Source organism: Panacagrimonas sp. (genome assembly GCF_965216805.1).
In the GTDB taxonomy this organism is placed as follows: domain Bacteria; phylum Pseudomonadota; class Gammaproteobacteria; order Nevskiales; family Nevskiaceae; genus Panacagrimonas.
In genome coordinates, this window is the sequence record NZ_CBDCGN010000002.1 from 299,749 (window position 1) to 317,751 (window position 18,003).

Here is an 18,003-nt window from a genome sequence, read left to right on the forward strand (position 1 = left end):
CCGGAAAATCGCGGCGCGCGTGAGAGAATTTGCCACCCCCCGAGGATCGCCATCCATTCCCCGTGCGCGAAGACGCCGAAAGCAAGGACAGTGTGTCGATCTGGTTCGTGCGCCAGGCCGTCGCTGGGCTGGTGCGCCATCAGCGCGATGCCGCGCCCATCCTGCAGGCCGCCGGCATTCCGATGGCGCTGCTGCAGGTGGATCAGGCGCGGGTGTCGGCCGCCAGTTTCGGTGCCCTGTGGCTGGCCATCGCAGCGGAGCTGGACGACGAGCTGTTCGGCATGGACCGGCGCCGCATGAAGGTCGGCAGCTTTGCGCTGCTGTGCCGCGGCATGGCGCGTGCCGCCGATCTGGGCGATGCCCTGCAACTGGCGGTGCAGTTCTTCAACGTCACCATGGACGACGCCCGCGTGGACGTGGAAGAGTCCGGCCCGGTGGCACGGCTGTCGATGATGGAGCGCCAGCCCGGCCAGCGGCCGTCCGCTTATGCGGTGTTTGCGCACGAAACCGTGATGATGATGCTGCACGGCCTGATGTGCTGGCTGGTGGGCCGGCGCATCCGCATTCAACGTGCGGCGTTCCCGCACGCGCGACCGCCGTGGTGGCGCGAGTACCAGGCCATGTTCTCCGCCGAACTGGAGTTCGACGCCGCCCGCAGCGAGATCGCTTTCGATGCCCGAACGCTGGCGGCGGCGCCGGAGCGAGGCGAGGCCGAAGTTCGCGAGTTTCTGCGCTCGGCGCCGCACAATTTCATCGTCAAGTTCCGCGATCGCAACAGTTGCTCGGCGCGTATCCGCCGTCGCATGCGCCACACCGCGCCGACGCATTGGCCCGACCTGCCGCAGCTGGCGGCGGAGATGGACCTTGCTTTGTCCACCCTGCACCGGCGGCTGGACCAGGAGGGCACCAGCTTTCGCGAGATCAAGGACAGCCTGCGGCGCGATCTGGCCATCGACCTGCTGACGCATTCGCAGGACCGCATCGCCAGCATCGCCGCGACCTTGGGCTTTGCCGAGCCCAGCGCGTTCCATCGCGCGTTCAAGCAATGGACCGGCGCGCGACCCGGCGACTATCGGCAGCGCGCAGGCTCACGCTGCCTGGAATGAGCCGGGCTACGTTGTTGGCATTGAACCCGCAGGGTCGTCCCCAATGTCGGGCACCGCGCAGGGCGTGAGATTATCGGCGTCCGACAATCGGGGGCCCGGAGGAGAGCGGACTCAAGATGAGTGAATTTTCCGAACGCGAGTTTCGCCAGGCGATGGGGCAGTTCTGCACGGGCGTGGTGATCGTGACGGGCCGCGATGCGCAGGGCGCACCCTGCGGTTTTTCCGCGCAGTCGTTCGTGTCGGTGTCGCTGGCGCCGCCGTTGATCGCAGTGTGTCCCGCCAACACCAGCAAGAGCTGGCCGGCGATGCGCGCCAACGGCAGCTTCGGCATCAACATCCTGGCTGCCGACCAGCAGCCGCTGTGCGCCGGCTTTGCGCGCTCCGGGGGCGACAAGTTCAAAGGCCTGGAATGGAGCGCCTCCGCCGCCGGTGTGCCGATCCTGGATCGCGTGCTGGGCTACATCGAATGCAGGCTGGAAGCCGAACACCCGGTCGGCGATCACCAGATGGTGATCGGCCGCGTGCATGACGTGCAGATCCGCGCCACCGACCGCCAGCCGCTGCTGTTCTTCCGCGGCGCCTACGGCGCCTTCGGCGATCTGCCGGCGGCGGCCTGAGCCCGCCGCCGCGCCCCGGGGTTCTCAGGGAGTGCAGAAAATCTCGTTGGTGTGCATGGTGTCCAGGTACTCGCGCACCTCGAAGATGTGGCCGTCGCGAACCTTGAACAGGAAGTGGTAGTGGTTGTTGTAGACGCGGCCGTTCTTGAGATGCGCCAGCGATTCGGTCTCCACCGCCACCCGCTCGCCCTGCACGGTGAACGCCTTGGGCGTGAGCTTGATCGCGCCTTCGCAGGACTCGCCGATGCCGGCCAGCAGCTTGGCGAACTCGGCCTTCGGGTAGAGGCCGGAGATCGGCATAGTGCCGGCCACCCACCAGGTGGCGCTGTCGTCCAGCATGCTCAGCACCTGCTCGACATCGCCGCGCGAAAACGCACTCATGAAGCTCAGGACGGTGTCCTGATTGGTTTGTTCCAGCGTCATCGTTGCTCCTCCTGGTCGTGGGGCTGCGGGCGGGACCTACTGGGACGAGTCCTGACGGCGCCCGGATTGCTTACCGGAATATAGTTCAGGCAGCGAAATCGGACTCGATCCGGCGCCTTCGGCGTCGGTTGCACACCCCATCAGGAGAGACCCTCAATGAAAGGCATCGCGATCCTCGGCGCTACCGGCGGGCTGGGCAGCGCCATCGCACCGCTGCTGGCGCAGCGCGCGCCGTTGACCATCGGCTACAGCCGCAGCCGCGACAAGGCCACCGCACTGGTCAGCAACATCGAAGGCGCGGGCGGCAAGGCACAGGCGCTGCAGGTGGACATGACCCAGGGCGAATCGGTGCGCGCCTTCTTCGAGCAGGCCTCGGCCAGATGGGGCGGGTTGCAGGCCATCGTGTCCTCCACTGGCCCGGCGATTCCGCTGCGGCCGATGTCGCAGGTCAGCGAAGACGATTTCCAGCGCATCTACCAGACCGACGTCTATGGCTCGTTCAACGTGCTGCGCCATGGCTCGGCGCTGCTGGCAGCCAACGGCGGCGGCGCCATGGTGCTGTTCGTCACCACCGCGGTGCTGCGCACCCTGGAGAACGACGGCATGTCCGGCGGGCCCAAGACCGCGGTGGCCGGACTCATCCGCCAGTTCGCGCGCGAGACCGGCGCGGCCAACGTGCGCTGCAACGGCGTGGCGCCGGGCGTGATCGACGCCGGTATCGTGCATTCCTCATTCGAGGCCGACGAGGTCGCCAAGGGCGTCATCGCCGACTGCATGAACAAGACGCCGATGGGCCGCATGGGCAAGCCCGAGGAGATCGCCGCGCTGGTCGATTTTCTGGTGTCGCCCGGCGCCGGCTACATCAGCGGCCAGATCATCGGTATCGACGGCGGCTACAGCGCCTGAGCGGGGCGCCGCGGCTCAGGGTTTTCCCGGGTTGTGGCGCCCGCGGGCGAGGTATAGCGTCCGGGTGCGGGTTTCCGATCAATTCTACGGGCGAGCCCAGGCATTGCCCCAAGGCAGGAGGAGCGACATGGACGTAGGCGTACTGGGTGTATTCCAGAACTGGCACAAGAATCTCACCGACGAACAGATGTTCATGGAAGAGCTGCGCATGCTGGAGCGCTGCGAGGAGCTCGGCTTCGATTCCATCTGGATGGCCGAGCACCACTTCGACGACTACTCGATGTGCCCGGACAACATGCAGGCCTTGTCGTATCTGGCCGGGCGCACCAAACGCATCAAGCTCGCCACCGGCGCGGTGATCCTGCCCTGGAACAACCCGCTGCGAGTGGTCGAGAAGATCACCATGCTCGACCACCTCGCCGGCGGCCGCATGATGTTCGGCATGGGCCGCGGCCTGGCCAAGATGGAATACAAGGGTTTCGGCATCGACATGAACGAGGCGCGCGAGCGCTTCGACGAAGCGGCGCCGATGATCATCAAGGGCCTGGAAACCGGCTATGTCGAGGGCGACGGCAAGCACTACCCGCAGCCGAAGGTGGAGGTGCGGCCCAAGCCCACCCGCGGCATCCGCGATCGCCTGTTCTGCGTGGCGATGAGCCCGGACTCGGTGGACGTGGCGGCCCAGCTCGGCGCCACCATGACCAGCTTCATCCAGTACGACATCGAAAAGCACGCACCCGAGATCCTGCGCTACAAGAAGATGTTCAAGGAGATCCACGGGCGCGAAGCCCCGCCGCCGGTGCTCACCGACTTCTGCTACGTCGATACCGACATGGCCGAGGCCGAGCGCGTGTCCAAGGAATACATCGCGCAGTACTTCCTGTCGGTGTGCAAGCACTACGAATTCACCGGCACCCACTTCGATAACACCAAGGGCTACAAGAGCTACGGCGAAGGCGCAGCGCTGATCCGCCAGTTCGGTCTGGAGGCGTCCGCAGAGGCCTACCGCAACGCGCAAAGCTGGGGCACGCCGGACAAGGTGCTGGCCAACTACGCGCGCTGGCGCGGGCTGATCGGCGACTTCTCGCTCAATACGGTGTTCAGCTACGCCGGCCTGCCCTACGAGCAGGTCGAGCGCAGTCAGCGCCTGTTCGCCGCCGAGGTGCTGCCGCAGCTCAAGAAGCAGGTCGCTGCCGACAAGCCTGCGCGCGCGCTGGCGGCCTGAGTCACCGCGCATCACACCACAATCCGCGACCGGCCCGGCGCGCTGCGCAACGAGGCAGCGCGCCGGGCCGGTCGCGGTCGCGATGACCGCCGCGCGCCTTTTCCCATTTGCCGGCCGACCGACGGGGCCCCGCCGTGATCGAGTTCTACTTCGACATTTCCAGCCCCTGGACCTATCTGGCGTTCCACAACGTGCAGCCGCTGGCGGCGGAGCTGCAGGTGACCATCGACTGGAAGCCGATCCTGGTCGGCGGCATCTTCAACAGCGTCAATCACTCGGTGTACGAATCGCGTACCCGCGGCGTGCCGGCCAAGCAGAACTACATGGTCAAGGACCTGCGCGATTGGGTGCGCCACACCGGCCTGAACATCCGGTTCCCGCCCAGCGTGTTTCCGGTCAACAGCGTCAAGGTCATGCGCGCCTGCCTGTGGCTGGCGCCGCAGGGACGCCTGCCGGATTTCGCACGCGCCGCGTTCGAGGTCTACTGGGGCGATGACCAGGACATCTCGCAGGACGACGTCATCCGCGGTCTGTGCAAGCGCACGGGTATCGATGCCGAGGCCTTGTTTGCCGGCATCGCGCAGCCAGCAATCAAGGATCGGCTCCGCCACAACACCGAGGAGTTGATCGCCCGCGGCGGCTTCGGCACGCCCACCTGCTTCGTCAACGGCGACGACATGTACTTCGGCAACGACCGCCTGCCGCTGATGCGCGAGGCGATCCTGCGTACGCGCAAGACTTGAAGCTCAGCACGGATTCCAGCGACGGCTAACCGGGTTCCGCGCCGCGAGGCCGGGCGCTTTTGCGGGCAAGGCGTGAACCCCCCCGCGATTCGCTGCACGCATCGCAGGCGACACAGCACCGGTGAGCATGCTGCGAAGCGCACACACGCCATAATTGGCGGCAACTCGAACTATTCCGGAGGCCCCATGAGCCAGGTGCACTACCGCGCGCAGGACGGCGTTGCCGTGCTGACCATTGACAACCCCCCGGTGAACGCGGCCTCGCACGGCGTGCGCGCCGGCATCGTCGACGGCATCGCCCGCGCGGCGGGCGACACTGCGGTGCGCGCGGTGGTGCTGATCGGCGGCGGCAAGACCTTCGTCGCCGGTGCCGACATCCGCGAGTTCGGCCAGCCGCCGCAGCCGCCGCATTTCCCCGAGGTGCTCGACGCCCTGGAAGGCTCGGCCAAACCGGTGGTCGCCGCGCTGCACGGCACCGCGCTCGGCGGTGGGCTGGAGTTTGCGCTCGCCTGTCATTACCGGGTGGCCTTGAAATCCACCCGGCTCGGACTGCCGGAAGTGAATCTGGGCCTGCTGCCCGGCGGCGGCGGTACCCAGCGCCTGCCGCGCCTGGCCGGCGGCGCCAAGGCGCTGGACATGATTCTGAGCGGCAAGCCGATTGCGGCCGCCGAAGCGCTGAGCCTGAGCGTGATCGACGCGGTGGTCGCTGGCGAGTCGCAGACGGATCTGGAGCGCGAGGCCATCGCCTTCGTGCGGGCCAAGGCCGACGCTGGCGGCGCACACCCGCGTGCGCGCAATCGACAAGCGCGGGCCGAAGCGGGCCTGTTCGATCAGGTGCGCGAAAAGAACGCCAGGAAATGGAAGGGTGTGCTGGCGCAGTGGAAGATCGTGGATTGCGTGCAGGCGGCTTGCGAGCTGCCGTTCGAACAAGGCCTGGAGATCGAGCGCGAGCGCTTTCTGGAACTGCGCGCCAGCCCGCAGTCTGCGGCGCTGCGCTACGCCTTTTTTGCCGAGCGCGAGGCCGCCAAGATTCCCGGCCTGCCGCGAGAGGTGCAGCCGCGCGAGATTCGCAGCGCGGCGGTTATCGGCGCCGGTACGATGGGCGGCGGCATCGCCATGTGCTTTGCCAATGCCGGTATCCCGGTGCAGATCCTGGACACCGCGCAGGCCGCCATCGACGCCGGAATGGAGCGCGTGCGCGGCAACTACGCCACCTCGGTGGCACGCGGTTCCATGGCGCAGTCCAAGGCCGATCAGGCGCTGGCCTTGATCACCGCGACCACCGCGTACGAAGAGATCGGTCAGGCCGATATCGTGATCGAGGCGGTGTTCGAGGAGATGAAGATCAAGCACGCCGTGTTCGGCGCGCTGGACCGCGTGATGAAGCCCGGCGCGGTGCTGGCCAGCAACACCTCGACCCTGGATATCGACAGCATCGCCAACGTCACGCAGCGGCCGCAGGACGTCATCGGCACTCATTTCTTCTCGCCGGCCAATGTGATGAAGCTGCAGGAGAACGTGCGCGGCAAGGCGTCCAGCAGCGAGGTCATCGCCACCGCGATGCATCTGGCCAAGCGCATCGGCAAGGTGCCGGTGCTGGCCGGCAACTGCACCGGCTTCATCGGCAACCGCATCCTCTACGCCTACGGCCGCGAGTGCGACTTCATGCTCGAAGAAGGCGCCACGCCCTGGCAGATCGACCGCGCGCTACAGGACTTCGGCTTTCCGATGGGCCTGTACCTGATGCGCGATCTGGCTGGGCTGGATGTGGGCTGGCGCGTACGCCAGGGTGCCGAGGCCACGCGCGACAAGTCGCTGCGCTACTCGCCGGTGGCTGATCGCATCTGCGAGCTGGGTCGCTTCGGGCAGAAGACCGGCAGCGGCTACTACCGCTACGAGGGCCGCACGCCGACGCCCGATCCCGACATCGAAAGGCTGATCGAATCCGTGGCAGCGGAACTAGGAGTCGAACGTCGCACCGTGAACGACGACGAGATCGTCGCCCGCGTGCTCTGCGCCATGGTCAACGAAGGCGCCAGAATCCTGGACGAAGGCATTGCCATCCGCGCTTCCGACATCGATGTGACCTATCTCTACGGGTACGGCTTCCCGCGCTATCGCGGCGGCCCGATGTTCTGGGCCGAGCAACACGGCCTGGCCAAGGTGCTGCAGACCGTGCAGCGCTATCACGCCGAGCAGGGCCCGGCATGGATCCCGGCCAGGCTGCTCGAACGGCGCGCAGCGTCCGGTCGCTGGGTGGACTGAGCACGGATTCGTGGATGCCTTACTTCATCGAGATGTTTTTGCGAGCCGGCTTTCGTAGGGCGGGCCGTGCCCGCCATCCGACCTTGATTCATGGCCCCACCCCGGCGGCCACGGGCCGCCCTTGCGAATGACCGCCGCGTCAGGGGCATGTCGGGCATGCGCAAACTTGATCCCTGCGCCCGCATGTGTTTCCGTGCGGGCCTACTCCCAAATGATCCTGGCCGATGGGTGTCCTGCATCCTCTCGACTACGGCGTCCTTGCGGCGTACGTGGTGTTCGTCATCGTGGTGGGCGTGCTGGTGGCAAGGCGCAGTCCCGATTCCGACGAACTGTTCCTGGCGGGCCGCAGTCTCGGCTTCGGCGTGGTGGGCCTGTCGCTGTTCGCCTCCAACATCTCGTCGACCACGCTGATCGGCCTGCCGGGTGCGGCCTGGGAACACGGCATCGCGGTGGCCAACTACGAATGGATGGCAGCGCTGGTGCTGGTGTTCAGCGCGGTGTTCGTCGTCCCGATGCTGCTGCGCCATCGCGTCACCACTATTCCGCAATGGCTGGAGCAGCGCTTTGATGCGCGCATGCGCAAGTACCTTTCCGGCGTCGCCATCTTTCTGAGTGTGGTGCTGGATACGGCGGGCAGCCTCTACGCCGGTGCGGTGGTGCTGGACCTGTTCGTTCCGGGGTTGACGCTGGGCTGGACCTGCGCGGGCATCGCGGTGTTCGTCGGCCTCTACACCGCTGCGGGTGGATTGCGCGCGGTGGCGTATACCGACGTCATGCAGGTGATCGTGCTGATGGCGGGCTCGCTGATGCTGACCGTCATCGTGTTCGGCGAATTCGATTACTCCTGGGCGAACGTCAAGGCGGCGATTCCGGACGATCATCTGTCGCTGATCCGGCCGCTGGACGATGCCGCGCTGCCCTGGCTGGGCACGCTGATAGGGCTGCCGGTGCTGGGCTTCTACTACTGGACCATGAACCAGTACGTGTCGCAGCGCGTGCTGGCGGCGCGCGATCAGGCCGCCGCCGGTTATGGCGCGCTACTGGCGGCGTTCCTCAAGCTGCTGCCCTTGTTCCTGATGGTGCTGCCGGGGGCGATGGCGATCAGTCTGCTGCCGGACCTGGACCGCGCCGATAGCGTGTTTCCCGCGCTGATTGCGGAGTATGCGCCGGTGGGTCTGGCTGGGCTGATCCTGGCCGGCCTGCTGGCGGCGATCATGTCCAGCATCGATTCGGCGCTGAATTCGGCGTCCACCCTGATCTCGGTGGATTTCGTACTGCCGCGCCGCCCAAACACCACACCGCAGCAACTGGCGTTCATCGGCCGCGGGGTCACTTTCGGGCTGGTCGCGTTTGCCGCGGTGTGGGCACCGGCCATCGATAACTTCCCCGGCCTGTTCGCCTATCTGCAGCAGGGCTTTGCCTATGTCACCCCGCCGCTGGTGGCGGTATTCCTGCTCGGTGTTTTCACCCAGCGACTAGGTGCGCGCGGCGCGCTGTACGCCACGCTGTGCGGGCATGCGGTGAGCGCAGCGTGGTTCGTGGCCACGCAGATGGGCCTGCTGGACGTGCATTTCACCATCGTCGCCGGTGGCCTGTTCCTGTTCACCCTGGCGGTCGCCTGGGGGTGGAGCGTGACGCTGGGCGAAAGCGCCAATGCCGGCGTCGGCTACGTGCGCGGGGCGATCGCCCTGCCGGCCGGTGTCAAGGCCGGCGCGCTGGGCCTGCTGGCACTGACCGTCACGCTGGTACTGGCATTTTGGTGAGCTGCATCACCGGCTCGATGCTGGCCGGCTCGCCGGGCTCCATCGGCACGCCGGTGACCTCCGACAGGAAGTGACGTCCCCAGTAGCGGATGTCGTAGTAGCACACGATCTCGAACATGGTGCGCAGGCGGCTGCGCGCCTCGGTGGGCCCCATGGAAAGTCCCAGATAGCAGGCGTTGGCCAGGTCGACCGGGTCGTGCGGATTGCACAGCACGGCGTCCTTGAGTTCGGCGGCGGCCCCGGCAAATTCGCTCAGCACCAGCACGCCGCGGCCGCTGACCATGCCCTGGGCGGCGACGAATTCCTTGGCCACCAGGTTCAGACCGTCGCGCAGCGGGGTCACCCAGGCCAGATCGGCGATGGCGTAGTAGGGCACCACCTCCTCAAACGGCAGGCTGCGGAAGAAGAACTGCAACGGCGTCCAGCCCACCTGCGCGAAGCGTCCATTGATGCGCCCCACCGCCTGCTCGATCTGCGACTGCAGGGTCGCGTAGATCTTCATTTCCTTGGCTGCAGGCACGCAGATGGAGACCAGCGTGACCTTGCCGAGCAGCTCCGGATTCTCCGACAGCAGTCGCTCGTAGGCCTGCAGGCGCTCCAGCGTGCCCTTGGTGTAGTCCAGGCGCTCCACCGACAGGATCAGCTTCTGCTTGCCCAGGTCCTGGCGCAGTTGCGCCATGCGCTTTTGCACGCCCTCGCTCTTGAGCAGGCTGCGGATGCGCTCCACGTCCAGGCCCACCGGGTGAGCGCCGAGCCCCACCTTGCGACCGTGGACTTCGATGGATTTGGTCATCTCGTCCAGGCCCATGGCGCAGCCGTAGGTCAGGAAGCGCGGCGCGCAGTTCTCGCGCTCCAGCACTTTGATCGGGGCCACGCCGCGGGCGACGTCAACAAAATTTTCCACCTGCCGCGGAATGTGGAAGGCCACGTAATCGCACATCAGCAGGCTGCCCACGATCTGGCGCCGCCACGGCACCACGTTGAACACGTCGGCGGACGGGAAATAGGTGTGGTGGAAGAACGCAATCTTGACGTCGGGGCGCAATTCGCGCAGGTACGCCGGAACCATCCACAAATTGTAATCATGGATCCACACCACCGCGCCCGGCGCCGCCTCCGAGGCGGTGGTTTCGGCAAAGGCGCGGTTGACGCGCAGAAACACCTGCCAGTGGTCCTCGCGAAAACGCGCGCGTTCCCAGAACGTGTGCAGCAGCGGCCAGAACGCTTCCTTGGAAAAGGTCTTGTAGAAGATGTCGACGTCAGATTTGCTCAGCGCCACACGCGCCGCCACCACATTGGGGTAGCGCTCCACGTCCACCGGCGTGTGGGTTTCGAATTCGCCGCCGCGCTTGGCATCGTGGACCGACCACGCCACCCAGGTGCCGCGCTGGTCCTTGCTGCGGCCATCGGCGAAGAAGCTCATCAGGGTCGGGATGATGCCGTTGGGCGAGGTGTGGCGGCGCCGCACCGTCTTGCCGTCCACCACCGCCTCTTCGTAGGGCAGGCGGTGATAGACCATGACCAGGTCCGACGTGCCGGACTCGCGGATCGGGTCGCCGTGCAGCGAGAAGCCTTCTGGCCCGATAAATCCGAAATGCGTCATCGCGTCCAGAATGCCGGCGCAGCCGATCTGCTCGGCATGCAGCACCTGGGGCAGATCGCGCGTGCGCTGCAACAGCTCTGCCTCCGAGCCGCCGACGCACACGCCCTTGAAGCCGTGCTCGTACATCGGCAGATCGTTGAGCGTATCGCCGGCCACCAGCACCTGATCCAGGCCGATGTCGACCAGCTCCGCCAGGTGTTTGAGGCTGGAACCCTTGTTGACGCCCCGCGGCAGCACGTCCAGATACAGGCTGGCCGAATACAGCAGCTCGCAGTCCAGCGCCGCCGCGGCCTGCACCATGGCATCGGTGATGACGCCGTCTTCGCAGAAATACGAACAACGCCGTTGCTGCGGCGTGGCCTGCCGGTGCAGACTGGGAAATCCGGAAAACGCCGCGCTCACCGCCTGCTCGCCGGGCCACAGCGCATCCAGGCGATTCTGCAGTGGCTGGATCGGCTGCAGCGTGTGACCGTCGACCACGGTGGCGCCGACGTCGCAGACGATGTAATCCGGCTGCGGCAGTTGCGGGTCTGCCAGCAGCGGGATGACCGATTCCAGCCCGCGTCCGGTGACGTAGGCCAGGCGAATGTCCGGGTGGCGCGCGATCAGGCGATAGAGCTGCTGGCGCGCTTCGGCGCTGCCGGCGAGAAAGGTTCCATCCAGATCGGTGGCAAGCAGCATGCGCATTCTCCATTAGCTAGCGAGGATGACGCCGAATGCGCACAGCACAAACGACCCCAAAGCGAAATTGTAGCTTTTTAAGCGCGATTCGATCAAATAACTCAACATTTACCGAACTATTACAAATAGCGGGTATTACGGCGCTGCCGCCAATGCCTAGAGCTCGAACAGCGCCGCCGCCCCCATGCCGCCGCCGACGCACATGGTCGCCACCACGTAACGCGCGCCGCGGCGACGGCCCTCGATCAGCGCATGACCGGCCAGCCGCGCGCCGCTCATGCCGAACGGATGGCCGATGCTGATGGCGCCGCCGTTGACGTTGAGACGCTCGTTGGGAATGCCCAGCCGGTCGCGGCAGTACACCACCTGCACCGCGAACGCCTCATTGAGCTCCCACAGGTCGATGTCCTGCACCTTCAGGCCATGGCGGGCCAGCAGCTTGGGTACAGCAAATACCGGGCCGATGCCCATCTCGTCGGGCTCGCAGCCAGCCACCGCCCAGCCGCGGAAGCGCCCCAGCACCGGCAGGCCGCGCCGCTGCGCCAGACCGGCGTTCATCAGCACGCAGGCGCTGGAGCCGTCGGACAATTGGCTGGCGTTGCCGGCGGTGATGAACTGTTCGGGGCCGGACACCGGCTGCAGCTTGGCCAGCGCCTCCAGCCGCGTGTCGGGACGGTTGCCCTCGTCGCGCGCCAGATGCACGGCCTCTTCGCCGATCGCCTGGCCTTCGCGGTCGAACACCTGCTTGATCGTGTCGATCGGCGCGATCTCGGCGTCGAAGCGCCCGGCGGCCTGCGCCGCGGCGGTGCGCTGCTGGCTCTGCAGCGCGTAGGCGTCTTGCGCCTCGCGGCTGACGCCGTAGCGCGCGGCCACGTTATCGGCGGTGCGGATCATCGGCCAGTACATTTCCGGCTTGTGCTGCAGCAACCAATCGTCCTTGAAGCGGTGACGATTGAGGTGCTTGGACACCAGCGACACCGACTCCACCCCGCCCGCCACCAGCACATCGGCTTCGCCGGTCATGATGCGGTGCGCGCACAACGCGATGGCGTTGAGGCCGGACGAACACTTGCGGTCGATGGTGGCGCCCGCCACCGTGACCGGCAGGCCGGCGCGGATCGCGCCCAGGCGCGCCACATTGGCGGCGGTGGTGCCTTCCTGCCAGCAGCAGCCCATCACCACATCTTCGACTTCGCTGGGTTCGATGCCCGCGCGCTGCACCGCCGCGCCGATGCTGTGCGCCGCCAGCTCGGTGCCGCCGAGGTTGTTGAGTGCCCCCTTGAACGCACGGCCGATGCCGGTGCGCGCGGTGGAAACGATCACGGCTTCGTTCATGTCCGGGTTCCTCGATTTTCGATGTGCCAGTGTTGTGATCGCATGGAACGACCGGCTCGCCGCTGGCGAATTTCAGCGCCCGCGTGGAAGCCGGTGCGGATAATCAGCGGATAATCGCCAGCCTTCACGTCCCGATGCCCGAGCGCAAATCATGACCCAAACCCCATCACCTTCGCCTTTCGTGCTGTGCACTCGTGAAGGGCGCATCGCCACGATCAGCTTCAACAGCCCGCAGACGCGCAATGCCATCGGCACCCTGCAGGACTGCGAGGACATCCTCGCCGCGCTGGAGCAGGTCAGTGCCGATCCACAGGTGAGCTGCCTGATTCTGACCGGCGTGGGCAGCGCGTTTTCGGCCGGCGGCAATCTCAAGAGCATGAAGACGCGCAGCGGCATCGGCCGGCTGGACGCACCGGTGGACACGCGTGCCAACTACCGGCGCGGCGTGCAGCGCGTGATTCGCGCGCTGTGGGATTGCGAACTGCCGATGATCGCGGCCATCAATGGCCACGCCATCGGCCTGGGCCTGGATCTGGCCTGCACCTGCGATCTGCGCATTGCCGCCGACAGCGCCAGGTTCGCATCGAGCTTCATCAAGATGGGCCTGATCCCCGGTGATGGCGGCGCCTGGATCCTGCCGCGCGCCATCGGCCTGGCGCGGGCCTCCGAGATGATCCTCACCGGCGACACCTTCGACGCCGCGCGCATGCTGGAGTGGGGCCTGGTGTCGCAACTGGTGCCGGAAGCGCAACTGATGGACGCCGCCCGGCAACTCGCGCAGCGCATCGTCGCCAATCCGGCCAAGAGTCTGCGTCTGGCCAAGCGGCTGCTGCGCGAAGGCCAGCAGCAGCGCCTGGGCGACGTGCTGGAACTGTCCGCCGCGCTGCAGGCCCTGGCCCACGAAACTGCCGACCACGCCGAGGCGGTGGACGCCTTTCTGGACAAGCGCCCGCCGCAGTTCAGCGGACTCTGAATCCGCGTCCGCTGTCGTTGCGCCGCGCGGCGCGGCGACAATGACAGTCCCATCGAACCGGAGACCGCTGCCATGAGCACCTACCCACAAACGCTGTTCGACCTCAGCGGTCGCAAGGCCCTGGTCACCGGCGCCTCGGGCGGACTGGGCGAACACTTCGCGCACACCCTGGCGCGCGCCGGCGCCGAGGTCGTGCTGGCCGCGCGGCGCGCCGACAAGCTGGAGGCCACGGTGCAGGCCATCCGCGCCGCCGGCGGCAAGGCCTGCGCGGTGGCCATGGACGTGGTGGATCGCGCCAGCGTGATCGATGCCCTGGACCGGGCCAACGAGCAGGTCGGCACCCTCGACATCCTGGTCAACAATGCCGGCGTGTCCGGCACCAAGCGGGCGCTGGACTACACCGACGAGGATTGGGACTGGGTGGTGAACACCAACCTCAAGGGTGCCTGGATCGTGGCGCAGGAAACCGCACGCCGACTGATCCAGGCCAAGCAGCCGGGCAGCCTGATCAACATCACCTCCATCCTGGCCAGTCGCGTCACCGGCCTGCTCAGTCCGTACGCGGCGGCCAAGTCCGGCCTGCAGCAACTGACGCGCGCGCTGGCGCTGGAATTTGCGCGCTACGACATCCGCGTCAACAGCATCGCACCCGGCTACTTCATCACCGAAATCAACCGCGAGCACCTGTCCGGCGCCGAGGGCGAAAAATTCAAGCAGCGCATACCCACGCGCCGCTTCGGCGAGTATGCGGACCTGGAGGGTCCGTTGCTGCTGCTGGCCTCGCCGGCCGGGCGTCACATGACCGGGTCCGAGATCGTGGTCGACGGTGGCCATCTGGTGAGCGCGCTCTAGGAGCCTGGGCTGCATCGCGACGCGAATCGCGCGACGGGTGAATTATTTTGATGCGCGTGGTCTGATCGTCTGTCTCGCTGTCCTGCCGATGGAGTAATTCACGATGCGTGCGCGCCCCTTGCTGGTCCTTGGTCTGCTCATCGTCAGCGGCGTGGCGCTGTGGTTTTTCCAGCCCTGGTCGGATGACCGCAAACGCTTCTTCGTCAACGAATCCATCGCCGCCAGCGAACAGGACCTGTACGTCCAGGGCGAGCCCGGCTTCAAGACCGAGGTCGCCATCGAAGGGTTGGATGCGCCCTGGGACATCGCCTTCATCAGCGACACCAACGTGCTGGTTACCGAAAAGGCCGGGCGCCTGCTGCGCATCGACCTCGCCACCGGCAAGCAGCAGGCCGTGACCGGCGTGCCGGAAGTGGACGTGCACGGACAGGGCGGCCTGCACGCGGTGCTGCTGCACCCCGACTTCAAGCAGAACGGCTACGTGTACCTGAGCTACGCGCGCGAAAGCCCCGACGGCGGCTACACCACGCACTTCTCGCGTGGGCGCCTGCAAGGCACCGAGCTGAGCGACGTGCGCCTGCTGCTGCAGGCCAAGGCCGAGACCGGACGCGGACAGCATTTCGGCGGCGCCATGGCCTTCGACAACGATGGCTTTCTGTTCGTGTCCATCGGTGATCGCGGCGAGCGCGACGACGCTCAGAACCTGGAGCGTCACAACGGCAAGATCCTGCGCCTGACCGACGACGGCCGCGTGCCCGAGAGCAATCCTTTCCAGCTCAAGCACAACGCCCTGCCGGAGATCTGGAGCTACGGCCATCGCAATCCGCAGGGCATGGATTTCGATCGTGCCACCGGCAAGCTGTGGGCGGTGGAGCACGGTCCGCGCGGCGGTGACGAAGTGAATCTGGTAGAGCCCGGCGTCAACTACGGCTGGCCGGTCATCACCTACGGCAAGGAATACGTGGGCGGCAGCATCGGTGAAGGCACCGCCAAGCAAGGCATGGCGCAACCGGTGCATTACTACGTGCCCAGCATCGCCACCGCCGGCATGGCCTATTACCAGTCCGACCTGTTCCCGCAATGGAAGAACAGCGTGTTCGTCACCGCCCTGCGCGGCCACCTCAATCGCGTGCAACTCGACGCCGACAGCAAGTTCGTCGCGGAAGAACGCCTGCTGGCCGACCGCAACCTGCGCATGCGTGCCGTAAGAGTCAGCCCCAGCGGCGAAGTCTGGGTCGTCGCCGACGACGGCGTGGTGCTGCGCCTGCGCAAAGCCACGTAGCCCGGGCGCAACCCGGGTTGGCGACACCTGATCACCGCGCCGCGCAACAACCGACACAACCCCGGGCTACGTTATGTCGGCGGCTCAATGGCGGCCGGTATGGCCGAAACCGCCGGCACCGCGGTGGCTGGTCTCGAACTCGTTGACCAACTCGAACTCCGCGCGCACCACCGGCACGATCACCAACTGCGCAATGCGCTCGCCGGGGTTGATCGTGAACGGGCTCTGCCCGCGGTTCCAGCACGACACCATCAGCTCGCCCTGGTAATCCGAATCGATCAAGCCCACCAGGTTGCCCAGCACAATGCCGTGCTTATGGCCCAGGCCCGAGCGCGGCAGGATCACCGCCGCCATGCCCGGATCGGCAATATGGATGGCAATGCCGGTGCGCAGCAGCGTGGTCGCACCGGGCGCCAGCTCCTGCGGCGCCTCGAGCAGCGCGCGCAGGTCCATGCCGGCCGAACCGTCGGTGGCGTGGGCGGGCAGCGGCAGTTCGCGGCCCAGGCGCGGGTCAAGAATCTTGAGCTGAATTCGGGTCATGTGAGCGGAGTCGGAGCAAGTGGAGGTTGCGAAGGCGGCGAGAACACCAGTGTAAATCGCCAACCGCGTCATGCCGCATCGAGTCGATTGCAGGCTGCCGCGAGCCGGGTCTGGAATAACCGAAGGTGCGCCTGAACTCCAACACCTGATCCTTGCTCGACCTCCGCTCCGTTACGCCGTTACGGTGACACGATATTACCGTTACGGTGACACGATATTAAATCCCTAAATTCCCCTGCCCGGGTCCGCTGTCCGCAGATCTTTTCGGTCCTCGACGTTGGCGCCGCACCAGTCGCCCGAGCCTGGTTTCTAGGGCCGCCAGGGCCTGATCGTCCATCAGCGGCCGACCGATGCCCTGAGCGTTGAGCAGCCTCTGCTCCGTCTCATGATCTGCCGGCAGGGCCAGAAAGCCCGCCACGTTGTCGATCCGATCCAGCACCGGGCCCACCCGCACCAAGCCATCGTCCTGACCCGCCAGCAGGGCTCGCGTGCTCGCCCACGGCCAGGCATCCGCCCGCGTCACCAACTCCGCCTTCACCGGATTCAATGCCACGTAGCGGATTGCCGCCAGCAGGTGCGCCTCATCCATCGCCACCGACCCGAAACGCGACTGGAACAGGTGGCCTGTCACGCGTGCCCGCGCATTGACGAAGGCCGTGTAGCGCCGATGGGTCTCGCCAACCGCTCGCGACAACCCCTCCTCCGTGCTTGGCACAAGAATCAGGTGCACGTGGTTGGGCATCAGGCAGTACGACCACACCTCCACGCCGCAGTCCTGGCATCGCGCCGCCAGCAGATCGCGGTAAAGCGCGTAATCCTGTTCGCCCTCAAAGATGCGCTGCCGCCGATTGCCGCGTTGGGTGACGTGGTGAGCGACGCCGGGAACGACGATGCGTGCGAATCGGGCCATGGGACTGGGAAGCTACGGAAAGGAAAGGGGCAGGAAGGGGGACAAGTTATCATGTCACCGTAATGCCGTAATGCCCCACCGTAGTGCCCGTAATGCCCAGGCTATTTCCTGCCGTAGGTGGCGTCGTGATCCGGCGGAATGGCCAGCAGGCGTATGAAGTCGCCTTCGCGGTAGGCCACGGCACGGCGTGCCTGGGTGATGCGCAGGCTGTAGAGCGCAGCCGCGTTGGCTGGCGGCTCGATGCTGGCGATCTTCTCCCAGCGCAGACCCTTATCCCGATAAACCTGATGCCAGGTGAGCTGGCGCAGCTTGCCCAGCATGTCCAACGCCGCGTGACGTTCGGTCTTTTGCAGTGCGAACAGGTCGCGCTGGAAAACGGGATTGTTCAAGTCCAGCCGAACCGTGGCGTCGCGCTCAGTTGCGACCGTCATCGCGCAGGCGCTTTAACAGAGCTTCGCTATCGTCGTCGCTAGCGGGGTGGGATTGCGCCCAGGTCAGCGCCTCACGCAGGCTCGCCGCCGTTTGCGGGTGGTGCAGCCAGCGCTCGTTGTCGGGAATCACCGTAGCGGTACGTACCAACCAGACCCCCGGCTCCTGTTCTTCCAGCAGCACTTGGCGCCCGGCGTACTGCTTGCCGAGCGAAATGGTCCCGTTGGCGCCAACAACCTTCACAGCGGGCTGGCTTGCGAGTGCGGGCATGGCGACCTTCCTGATACCAAAATACAAAGGCACTATAGCACCAAGATCAGGATCCGTTTTCGTTGGCGTCGCCGACCTGA

Annotated in this window: 17 protein-coding genes; 10 read left to right on the plus strand and 7 right to left on the minus strand. The window is 66.3% G+C overall.

The window, feature by feature from the left end:
- Positions 1 to 62: 62 nt before the first annotated feature.
- A complete protein-coding gene (locus tag ACOOHP_RS01390; RefSeq protein ID WP_420464677.1) occupies positions 63 to 1,106 on the plus strand; it encodes an AraC family transcriptional regulator in 1,044 nt (347 codons plus the stop codon).
- Between the two features lie 116 nt (positions 1,107 to 1,222).
- Complete coding sequence (locus ACOOHP_RS01395; protein ID WP_420464678.1) at positions 1,223 to 1,723, plus strand: flavin reductase family protein; 501 nt, start codon at positions 1,223 to 1,225, stop codon at positions 1,721 to 1,723.
- A 24-nt stretch (positions 1,724 to 1,747) separates the two neighbouring features.
- Here ACOOHP_RS01395 and ACOOHP_RS01400 read toward each other — a convergent pair whose 3' ends face one another.
- Positions 1,748 to 2,146, minus strand: a complete 399-nt coding sequence (locus ACOOHP_RS01400) for a nuclear transport factor 2 family protein (protein ID WP_420464679.1) — start codon at positions 2,144 to 2,146, stop codon at positions 1,748 to 1,750.
- Between the two features lie 156 nt (positions 2,147 to 2,302).
- Between ACOOHP_RS01400 and ACOOHP_RS01405 the strand changes: the two genes are divergently transcribed.
- The 5 genes from ACOOHP_RS01405 to ACOOHP_RS01425 all read left to right on the plus strand — a co-directional run bounded on the left by ACOOHP_RS01405 (position 2,303) and on the right by ACOOHP_RS01425 (position 9,048).
- Positions 2,303 to 3,052 carry an SDR family NAD(P)-dependent oxidoreductase gene (locus tag ACOOHP_RS01405; protein ID WP_420464680.1) on the plus strand — a complete coding sequence of 250 codons (750 nt, stop codon included), beginning with the start codon at positions 2,303 to 2,305 and terminating at the stop codon, positions 3,050 to 3,052.
- Between the two features lie 127 nt (positions 3,053 to 3,179).
- Entirely contained in the window at positions 3,180 to 4,277 is a 1,098-nt protein-coding gene (locus ACOOHP_RS01410) for an LLM class flavin-dependent oxidoreductase (RefSeq protein ID WP_420464681.1), read from the plus strand.
- A gap of 134 nt (positions 4,278 to 4,411) precedes the next feature.
- Positions 4,412 to 5,020: a 2-hydroxychromene-2-carboxylate isomerase gene (locus tag ACOOHP_RS01415; protein WP_420464682.1), complete on the plus strand. Its 609-nt coding sequence runs from the start codon at positions 4,412 to 4,414 to the stop codon at positions 5,018 to 5,020.
- Positions 5,021 to 5,206: 186 nt separating this feature from the next.
- Positions 5,207 to 7,285, plus strand: a complete 2,079-nt coding sequence (locus tag ACOOHP_RS01420) for a 3-hydroxyacyl-CoA dehydrogenase NAD-binding domain-containing protein (RefSeq protein ID WP_420464683.1) — start codon at positions 5,207 to 5,209, stop codon at positions 7,283 to 7,285.
- 224 nt (positions 7,286 to 7,509) lie between these two features.
- Entirely contained in the window at positions 7,510 to 9,048 is a 1,539-nt protein-coding gene (locus ACOOHP_RS01425) for a sodium:solute symporter family transporter (RefSeq protein ID WP_420464684.1), read from the plus strand.
- Here the strand turns inward: ACOOHP_RS01425 and ggpS are convergent.
- Both ggpS and ACOOHP_RS01435 read right to left on the minus strand, forming a co-directional pair.
- Positions 9,023 to 11,332, minus strand: coding sequence for a glucosylglycerol-phosphate synthase (gene ggpS, locus ACOOHP_RS01430; protein WP_420464685.1), 2,310 nt, complete (start codon positions 11,330 to 11,332; stop codon positions 9,023 to 9,025). The two genes, ACOOHP_RS01425 and ggpS, sit on opposite strands and share 26 nt — an antisense overlap.
- Before the next feature lie 156 nt (positions 11,333 to 11,488).
- Positions 11,489 to 12,667 carry an acetyl-CoA C-acyltransferase gene (locus ACOOHP_RS01435; RefSeq protein ID WP_420464686.1) on the minus strand — a complete coding sequence of 393 codons (1,179 nt, stop codon included), beginning with the start codon at positions 12,665 to 12,667 and terminating at the stop codon, positions 11,489 to 11,491.
- 151 nt (positions 12,668 to 12,818) lie between these two features.
- Here ACOOHP_RS01435 and ACOOHP_RS01440 point away from each other — a divergent pair, with 151 nt between their 5' ends.
- The 3 genes from ACOOHP_RS01440 (at position 12,819) to ACOOHP_RS01450 (ending at position 15,774) form a co-directional block, all read left to right on the plus strand.
- Positions 12,819 to 13,640: a crotonase/enoyl-CoA hydratase family protein gene (locus ACOOHP_RS01440; RefSeq protein WP_420464687.1), complete on the plus strand. Its 822-nt coding sequence runs from the start codon at positions 12,819 to 12,821 to the stop codon at positions 13,638 to 13,640.
- A 72-nt stretch (positions 13,641 to 13,712) separates the two neighbouring features.
- The gene (locus ACOOHP_RS01445) at positions 13,713 to 14,492 is read left to right on the plus strand and encodes an SDR family NAD(P)-dependent oxidoreductase (RefSeq protein ID WP_420464688.1); all 780 of its coding nucleotides are present in this window, start codon (positions 13,713 to 13,715) and stop codon (positions 14,490 to 14,492) included.
- 103 nt (positions 14,493 to 14,595) lie between these two features.
- Positions 14,596 to 15,774 (plus strand): PQQ-dependent sugar dehydrogenase, encoded by a 1,179-nt coding sequence (locus ACOOHP_RS01450; RefSeq protein WP_420464689.1) that lies wholly within the window; start codon positions 14,596 to 14,598, stop codon positions 15,772 to 15,774.
- 84 nt (positions 15,775 to 15,858) lie between these two features.
- Here the strand turns inward: ACOOHP_RS01450 and dut are convergent, their stop codons facing one another.
- The 4 genes from dut to ACOOHP_RS01470 all read right to left on the minus strand — a co-directional run bounded on the left by dut (position 15,859) and on the right by ACOOHP_RS01470 (position 17,923).
- Positions 15,859 to 16,314 (minus strand): dUTP diphosphatase, encoded by a 456-nt coding sequence (gene dut, locus ACOOHP_RS01455; RefSeq protein WP_420464690.1) that lies wholly within the window; start codon positions 16,312 to 16,314, stop codon positions 15,859 to 15,861.
- Positions 16,315 to 16,531: 217 nt separating this feature from the next.
- Positions 16,532 to 17,224: a transposase gene (locus ACOOHP_RS01460; RefSeq protein WP_420464691.1), complete on the minus strand. Its 693-nt coding sequence runs from the start codon at positions 17,222 to 17,224 to the stop codon at positions 16,532 to 16,534.
- A gap of 101 nt (positions 17,225 to 17,325) precedes the next feature.
- Positions 17,326 to 17,655, minus strand: coding sequence for a hypothetical protein (locus ACOOHP_RS01465; protein WP_420464692.1), 330 nt, complete (start codon positions 17,653 to 17,655; stop codon positions 17,326 to 17,328).
- Complete coding sequence (locus tag ACOOHP_RS01470; protein WP_420464693.1) at positions 17,639 to 17,923, minus strand: hypothetical protein; 285 nt, start codon at positions 17,921 to 17,923, stop codon at positions 17,639 to 17,641. Before ACOOHP_RS01470 ends, ACOOHP_RS01465 begins: the two co-directional genes overlap by 17 nt.
- Between the last annotated feature and the right edge of the window lie 80 nt (positions 17,924 to 18,003).